Origin of the sequence: Parvimonas sp. D9 (genome assembly GCF_035282565.1) — a bacterium.
Classification (GTDB): domain Bacteria; phylum Bacillota; class Clostridia; order Tissierellales; family Peptoniphilaceae; genus Parvimonas; species Parvimonas micra.
On the sequence record NZ_JAYKBM010000167.1, the window covers coordinates 1 to 266 of the forward strand.

At 35.0% G+C, this 266-nt stretch carries 1 protein-coding gene; it reads left to right on the top strand.

What is annotated here, in order from left to right:
• A partial coding sequence (locus VJI94_RS08430) for a hypothetical protein (protein WP_324009039.1) occupies positions 1-266 on the top strand: 266 nt, incomplete at both ends.

Genomic DNA, 266 nt, shown 5'->3' on the forward strand with positions numbered 1-266 from the left:
TTCAAACCCTTACACTTAGTTCATCAGATAAAACAACGACTGAAAAAAATTCTACCAGCAGTTCTGTAAACGCTTCCTCTAAACAAGATGAAGCAAATTTTATTGCTAATGAAGTTGCAGCAAAAAATACAAACAGAAAACTAGACCCAACTTATATCGAGGCTTCTCCATCTTTTATAAAAAACAGTACCCGTCAGTCGATACCATCTTCTAACACAATTACACCATCCATTTCAACTGATCAAGATCTTTCGCTTGAACAACTA